Origin of the sequence: Streptococcus sp. DD11 (assembly GCF_001578865.1) — a bacterium.
In the GTDB taxonomy this organism is placed as follows: Bacteria; Bacillota; Bacilli; order Lactobacillales; family Streptococcaceae; genus Streptococcus; species Streptococcus panodentis.
The window spans coordinates 261,770-267,096 of sequence record NZ_KQ969395.1; the positions used below are offsets into that span (position 1 = coordinate 261,770).

The 5,327-nt window shown below is 47.5% G+C and carries 6 protein-coding genes; 4 read left to right on the forward strand and 2 right to left on the reverse strand.

Annotation, left to right across the window (positions count from 1 at the left end):
• Window positions 1-6: 6 nt before the first annotated feature.
• Both STRDD11_RS08985 and STRDD11_RS08990 read right to left on the reverse strand, forming a co-directional pair.
• A complete protein-coding gene (locus tag STRDD11_RS08985; protein WP_128837033.1) occupies window positions 7-282 on the reverse strand; it encodes an HU family DNA-binding protein in 276 nt (91 codons plus the stop codon).
• A 111-nt stretch (window positions 283-393) separates the two neighbouring features.
• Window positions 394-1,227, reverse strand: a complete 834-nt coding sequence (locus tag STRDD11_RS08990) for a DegV family protein (RefSeq protein WP_128837034.1) — start codon at window positions 1,225-1,227, stop codon at window positions 394-396.
• Between the two features lie 411 nt (window positions 1,228-1,638).
• On the opposite strand from STRDD11_RS08990, the gene STRDD11_RS08995 reads away from it, so the two are divergent.
• The 4 genes from STRDD11_RS08995 to STRDD11_RS09010 form a co-directional block, all read left to right on the forward strand.
• On the forward strand, window positions 1,639-2,592 hold the full coding sequence (locus STRDD11_RS08995; RefSeq protein ID WP_128837035.1) for an ABC transporter permease: 954 nt from the start codon (window positions 1,639-1,641) through the stop codon (window positions 2,590-2,592).
• The gene (locus STRDD11_RS09000) at window positions 2,585-3,547 is read left to right on the forward strand and encodes an iron chelate uptake ABC transporter family permease subunit (protein ID WP_128837036.1); all 963 of its coding nucleotides are present in this window, start codon (window positions 2,585-2,587) and stop codon (window positions 3,545-3,547) included. The genes STRDD11_RS08995 and STRDD11_RS09000 overlap by 8 nt, the downstream gene beginning before the upstream one ends.
• Before the next feature lies 1 nt (window position 3,548).
• A complete protein-coding gene (locus STRDD11_RS09005) occupies window positions 3,549-4,301 on the forward strand; it encodes an iron ABC transporter ATP-binding protein (RefSeq protein ID WP_128837037.1) in 753 nt (250 codons plus the stop codon).
• Window positions 4,302-4,398: 97 nt separating this feature from the next.
• Window positions 4,399-5,327, forward strand: a 929-nt coding sequence (locus tag STRDD11_RS09010; RefSeq protein WP_164828454.1) for a siderophore ABC transporter substrate-binding protein, incomplete at its 3' end; no start/stop codon positions are given.

Here is a 5,327-nt window from a genome sequence, read left to right on the forward strand (position 1 = left end):
TGGCAATTATTTTACAGCATCCTTAAGAGCTTTACCTGCTTTGAAAGCTGGTACTTTAGAAGCTGCGATTTTGATTTCTTTACCAGTTTGTGGGTTGCGGCCTTTACGAGCTGCACGTTCACGAACTTCAAAGTTACCAAAGCCGATAAGCTGAACTTTTTCACCAGCTGAAAGGAATTCAGTTACTGCTGCGAAGACAGCGTCAACTGCTGCTGCTGAATCTTTTTTAGTCAATTCTGTAGCTTCTGCTACTTTTGCGATCAAATCTTGTTTGTTAGCCATTTAACAAATCCTCCAATTTTTTTTGGGTTAACACCCTAACAAATAATATAATATCTAAAAAATCCTTTTAGGTCAAGTCCTAAACCCCTTATTTTCTAAATTATTGTGGTTTTATTGGTAACGAATCAGCACCGCCCAGGCATTTTCTCCTGTGTGTGTTTGGATAATAGAGCCCGTTTCCAGAACGGAAATCGCCTTTTCGACATATGGCTGTAATCTTGCCTTCATTTCATTGGCAAATTCCGGCCCTCCGGCATAGGAAATTCCAATCTCTGCCACCTGCTTGCTTTTCAGGTTTTCCGCCAAATCGTCCAGCCATTTCTTAAAGGTCTTGGCCCCTCGTCCCTTGACAATCGGCTCCAGCTGGTGATCCTTCATCTGCATGATAACCCGAATATTTAAGAGGGAGCTGATGAGGCCGGAAACACGGCCGATTCGGCCGCCCTTGACCAGATTTTCCAGCGTAGACAGGCCGATATAGAGTTCGGTCTTCTCCTTTACTTCCTCGATCCGCTGCAGGATAGCTGCTAATTGGGCGCCTTCCTGAGCCATTTTAGCCGCTTCAAGGACCTGAAATTTCATAGCCTGATCGGTAAAAGAGCTGTCGACAACTGTCACATCCGCATTGGCCAAAGTCGCTCCTTGGCGGGCGGCTTCCACCGTGCCGGACAGGGCATGCGACATATGAATCGAGATAATCTGAGCTCCGTCTGCTGCCAGATTTTCAAAAACTTCCGCAAAGACGCCTACTGGCGGCTGACTGGTTTTAGGCAGCATCTTGCTGGACTGCATCAGCCGCAGAAACTCTCCCTCCTTTAGATCAGTGTCAGAATAAACGACACCGTCCACCATAACGGACAGGGGAACAACTGTAATATCGAATGCCTTTACCAGCTCTGGTTCAATCGTAATTGATGAATCCGTTACAATTTTAATGTTTGTCATATTGGTCCTACTTTGAATCTTAATTAAACTTGATATTAGAAACATTATACCAAATTTTGCAGCTTTGTGGGTAAATATCTTAAGAAAGCTTGCATTTAGGCCGAAGTTGTCAAAACTTAATCTCCCTGTTTTCTTTCCTTAATCTATTTGAGCTTTTTTAAAATTGGGTAAAAATTCCTTTACAGAGCCTTGCAGCGGCTGTTCAGCAGGTAAACAGAGGCTCCTGGGCAGAAAAAAGAAGGTTTCCGAGCCAGTCTGCTAAAAACAGTGCTGCACAGCTGCTAATTTTTAACACGGAGGCTGCCCTGTGTCAAAGAATTTTCTAAAAATATTTGACTATTTTCCTTATTTCTGCTAGTCTATTATTATAGCTTCTTATGGAAGTGTAATTTTAGGAGAAGGGGGCTGATAATGAAAGCGACAAAATTATTAGGAATTCTTTGCCTCTTGCTCTGCCTGCTTTCGCTCAGCATCGGTGCAGGTTCCTTTTCCTGGACCAGACTGCTGGTTGGAGACGCAGAGACTTGGCTGCTCTTTCTGGAGTCACGGCTTCCCAGAACAATCAGCATTCTTCTGGCAGGTTCCAGCATGAGCATGTCTGGACTGCTCATGCAGACCATTACACAAAATCCCTTTGCGGCGCCCAGTACAGTCGGCACAGTCGATGCGGCCAAGCTGGGAATGCTAATCAGTCTGTTTTTCTTTCCGTCTGCCACACTGGCGCAAAAGATGCTCTTTGCTTTTCTGTCTTCTATTTTTTTTACTATTTTTTTCATTAGATTTGTCAGACAATTCTCATTTAAGGAAAAATGGCTTCTGCCATTAGTAGGAATAATCTACAGCGGAGTCATTGGAGCAGCAGGGGAAATCATTTCTTACCGTTTTAATCTGGTGCAGAGTATGACCTCCTGGACTCAGGGTTCATTTTCCATGATTCAGCGCCATCAGTATGAGTGGCTTTTCCTGAGTCTGGCTATCCTGCTGGCAGTCTGGCGGCTGTCAGCAACCTTCACCATCATGAATCTGGGGGAGGAAGCCAGTCAGAATCTGGGAATCCGCTATGCCAAAATGGAAGGACTGGCCCTCTTTCTGACAGCCCTTACGACCAGTGTCACCATGATTACAGTGGGCTCTCTGCCCTTTCTGGGGGTCATTGTGCCCAATCTGGTGCGCAAATTCTGCGGCGACCATATCAAGCGTATCAAAACCATCATTGCATTAACAGGAGCTTGTCTGGTATTGATCTGTGATATAGCAGCCCGGCTGGTCATTCGGCCTTATGAGGTATCGGTCAGCCTGATTTTGGGCATCTGCGGCAGTCTGGCTTTTATGTATCTCCTGTGGCGGGGGGCTGCCCATGAATAAAATGAAAAGCCAGACCAAAAAACTGCTCCTGCTTTTGCTCTTTCTAGCCATACTGGCAGCGGTCCTTTACTTTGTCCCGCTGGACCGGCCCCTGACCCGCCTCGCCTTTCGGCTGCGCTCTCAGAAGCTTCTGGCCTATGCTTTGGTGGCTGTGGCCGCCAGTCTGTCGACCATCAGTTTTCAGACAGTGACGGAAAATCGCTTTCTGACTCCCAGTGTCTTGGGCATGGAGTCTCTCTATGTTTTCCTGCAGACCGTTTATCTCTTTTTTGTCAGCAAATTTCTGGGCAGCACGGGCAATCCGCTCCTTGAATTTGCAGCGGTCTTGCTTATCCAGTGCAGTTTCTTCTTCTGCCTGCAGCCAGCTCTTAAAAAACTGCTGCAGCAGGGATTCGTCTTTATCCTGCTGATCTGCATGGCTTTGGGAACTCTCTTTCGCAGCGCCAGCACTTTCCTGCAGGTCCTGATGGATCCCAATGAATACGATAAGCTGCAGGGCAAGCTCTTTCCTTCCTTTCAGCGGATAAACAGCAGCATTCTCTGGCCGGCAGCGGTCTTGATTCTGCTGGCATCTGCCTATCTGATCCGTAAAAATGCCATCCTCAATGTCTTTCATCTGGATAAAAAAACTGCAACGATTTTAGGAGTCGAGGTGGAAAAAGAGCAGCAAAAACTGCTCTGGGCCATTGTCCTTCTGGCCTCCGCTGCCACCGCCATGGTCGGCCCTATGCTGTTTTTCGGCTTTATGATGTCCAATCTGACCTATCTGCTTGTCAGGGAATACCAGCACCAGCGACTCTTTCTGACAGCCAGTCTTCTGGGTTTCATCGCTCTGATCAGCGGGCAGTTTCTGGTCGAGCGGGTCTTCCAGCTGCAGGTCAATGTCAGTATGGTGATTGAGCTCACAGGCGGACTCTTCTTCTTTTATCTTTTGTACAAGGAGGCAAAGCGTTAGTATGCAGCTAAAAGATATTCGCAAATCATTCGGCGACCAGCTGATTCTGGACGATATTGGACTGGAGATAGCAGCGGGAAAATTTACTGCCTTCATCGGACCTAACGGTGCCGGCAAGTCTACCCTGCTTTCCGTCATGAGCCGGCTGCTCAAAAAAGATCAGGGCTTTCTCAGTATCAAAGGACGGGAAATCGAGGCTTGGAATTCCAGAGAATTGGCCAAGGAGCTGACCATGCTCAAGCAGAAAATCAACTACCAGTCCAAGCTGACAGTAGAGGAGCTGGTTTCCTTCGGCCGTTTCCCTTATAGTCAGGACCAGCTGACCAAGGAGGATTGGGAGCAGATAGAGCAGGCTCTGTGCTATCTGGATATTGCCAGTCTCAGGGAGCGCTATATTGACACCTTATCCGGCGGCCAGCTGCAGCGAGTCTTTATCGCTATGGTCTTGGCCCAGGATACCGACTTTATCCTGCTGGATGAGCCGCTCAACAATCTGGACATCAAGCAGAGTATTGCGATGATGAAAATCCTGCGCTCGCTGGTCGATGACTTGGGCAAGACTATCGTCATTGTTATTCATGACATCAATATCGCCAGCCAGTATGTTGACGAAATCGTAGCCTTTAAAGAAGGAAAACTCTTTTATAAAGGAAGGACGGACCAAGTCATGCAGAAAGAGATTCTGGATAATCTCTACGAAATGGATATTACTCTGGGCGAAATCGGGGGCAAGAAAATCTGCATCTATGTCTGATGCAGTCCCTGCAGCCTGCCCATACACCTGAACCGAGTGTCTGTACTCATCGTGTGAGTATCAGCACCCTTATTGTTATGAAAGGAAATTTAGTTATATGAAAAAGAACCGCAAATACTTCTTTCTGTCCTTCCTGACAGTTTTTACCCTCATTTTTCTAGCAGCCTGCGGCAGCAGCCAGCAGTCTGATGCAAAGAGCAGCGACTCTGCCAAGTCTGCCAGTCAAGTCACTGTCAAGGCCGGCAACGGCGATGTCAAGGTGCCGAGCAATCCCAAGAAAATTGTCGTGTTTGACCTTGGTGCTGCCGATACAATTCGGGCTCTGGGAAAGGCAGACAGTATTGCCGGCATGCCAAAAGAGACTCTGCCGGAATACCTTAAAAATCTGCCGGACAGCATCAAAAATGTCGGAACCATGAAGGAGCCGGATATAGATGCTATCGATGCTCTGCAGCCTGATCTGATCATCGCCTCTGCCCGGACCGAAGATTATCTGGACCAATTCAAGGAAATCGCACCGACCGTTGTCTTTGAGTCTGATAACAGCGATTACTGGACTTCTACCAAGAACAACATCCTGTCTCTGGCCAGCATTTTCGGTCAGGAGGGCACAAAAGAAGCCGAAAGCCAACTGGCCAGTCTGGATAAGGAAATCCAAACAGTAGCTGCCGCCAATGATCAGTCTCAGCAAAAAGCATTGACCCTGATGCTCAATGAAGGCTCCATGTCAGCCTTTGGAGCAAAATCCCGCTTCGCCTTTCTCTATGATACCCTGAAGTTCAAAGCGACCGATGCCAAAATTGAAGATTCACGCCACGGACAGGAAGTCAGCTTTGAAAGTATCAAGGAAATCAATCCGGATCTTCTCTTTGTCGTCAACCGAACCTTGGCTATCGGCGGTGACAACTCTTCCAATGAAGGCATTCTGGATAACAGCCTCATCCAAGAAACAAATGCCGGCAAAAACAAGGCTATCGTCAGCCTGACCTCCGACCTCTGGTATCTGAGCGGCGGCGGACTGGAATC

What these genes read in the sequence shown, in the direction of transcription:
- STRDD11_RS08985 (WP_128837033.1), bottom strand. Translation starts at nt 282, where the DNA reads ATGGCTAACAAACAAGATTTGATCGCAAAAGTAGCAGAAGCTACAGAA.
- STRDD11_RS08990 (WP_128837034.1), bottom strand. Translation starts at nt 1,227, where the DNA reads ATGACAAACATTAAAATTGTAACGGATTCATCAATTACGATTGAACCA.
- STRDD11_RS08995 (WP_128837035.1), top strand. Translation starts at nt 1,639, where the DNA reads ATGAAAGCGACAAAATTATTAGGAATTCTTTGCCTCTTGCTCTGCCTG.
- STRDD11_RS09000 (WP_128837036.1), top strand. Translation starts at nt 2,585, where the DNA reads ATGAATAAAATGAAAAGCCAGACCAAAAAACTGCTCCTGCTTTTGCTC.
- STRDD11_RS09005 (WP_128837037.1), top strand. Translation starts at nt 3,549, where the DNA reads ATGCAGCTAAAAGATATTCGCAAATCATTCGGCGACCAGCTGATTCTG.